The organism is Rhodopseudomonas sp. B29, from assembly GCF_000333455.1.
GTDB lineage: Bacteria > Pseudomonadota > Alphaproteobacteria > Rhizobiales > Xanthobacteraceae > Rhodopseudomonas.
Window position 1 is genome coordinate 1 of the sequence record NZ_BADD01000190.1, and the last position, 1120, is coordinate 1120.

General features: G+C 67.5%; 2 protein-coding genes and 1 pseudogene. All 3 read left to right on the forward strand.

What is annotated here, in order from left to right:
* Window positions 1-141, forward strand: a 141-nt coding sequence (locus I5M_RS06760; RefSeq protein WP_031335654.1) for a crossover junction endodeoxyribonuclease RuvC, incomplete at its 5' end; no start/stop codon positions are given.
* A 193-nt stretch (window positions 142-334) separates the two neighbouring features.
* Window positions 335-952 carry a Holliday junction branch migration protein RuvA gene (gene ruvA, locus I5M_RS06765; protein ID WP_022720704.1) on the forward strand — a complete coding sequence of 206 codons (618 nt, stop codon included), beginning with the start codon at window positions 335-337 and terminating at the stop codon, window positions 950-952.
* Window positions 949-1120 (forward strand): annotated as a pseudogene (locus tag I5M_RS33560) (cytidine deaminase); the annotation flags it as partial. The gene ruvA and the pseudogene I5M_RS33560, both read left to right, overlap by 4 nt.

Consider the following 1120-nt stretch of genomic DNA (forward strand, 5'->3'; position numbering starts at 1 on the left):
AATCAGATCCAGATGATGCTGAAGATCCTGCTGCCCAAGGCCGATCCCAAAAGCGCCGACGCCGCCGACGCCCTCGCCATCGCCATCACCCACGCCCACCACCGCATCAGCGCGCAGCGGCTGAAGGCGGTGGGCGCATGATGGTGGGGACGGCGATGTCAGTCTCGCAATGTAAGCCGATGCCTCTCCCCGCTGGCGGCGCGCCCCCTCTCCCGCTTGCGGGAGAGGGCTGGGGTGAGGGCGACGCGAGCACAGTGCCCGTGGCCCCTCACCCCCGGCCCTTCTCCTGCAAGCGGGAGAGGGGAGAAGAGGCGCCTCGCCTCGGAGCCACCCCATGATCGGCAAGCTCAAAGGCGTCATTGATAGCTACGGCGAGGACTACGTGATCCTCGACGTGCATGGCGTCGGCTATCAGGTGCATTGCGCCAGCCGCACGCTGCAGTCCCTACCGCAGCCGGGCGAGGCGGCGACGCTGTCGATCGAGACATATGTGCGCGAGGACCAGATCAAGCTGTTCGGCTTCCGCACTGATCATGAGCGCGAATGGTTTCGCCTGCTGCAGACGGTGCAGAGCGTCGGCGCCAAGGTGGCGCTGGCGGTGCTCTCGACATTGCCGCCGAACGACCTCGCCAATGCCATCGCGCTGCGCGACAAGGCCGCGGTGGCGCGCACCCCCGGCGTCGGGCCGAAGGTCGCCGAGCGCATCGTCACCGAGCTGAAGGACAAGGTGCCGGCACTCAGCAACGTTGATCCGGCGGTAGTGCAGCTCTCCGGCGCCATCGACGACAACCGCGCGCCGCGTGCGGTGGCGGATGCGATCTCGGCGCTGGTCAATCTCGGCTACGGCCAGCCGCAGGCGGCCGCCGCCATCGCCGCGGCGACGCGCAGCGCCGGCGAAGACGCGGCGACTGCGCAATTGATCAAGCTCGGCTTGAAGGAATTGTCGAAGTGAGTCTCACCGATACCGACCGCGAACTGATCGACGCCGCCACCGAAGCGATCCGCAAGCGCTATCGCAACGACTGGCAAGAAGTCGGCGCCGCGCTGATGACGCGCACCGGCAAGCGTTACGTCGCCGTCAACCTCGACGCTTATCTCGGCCGCATGGCGGTCTGCGCCG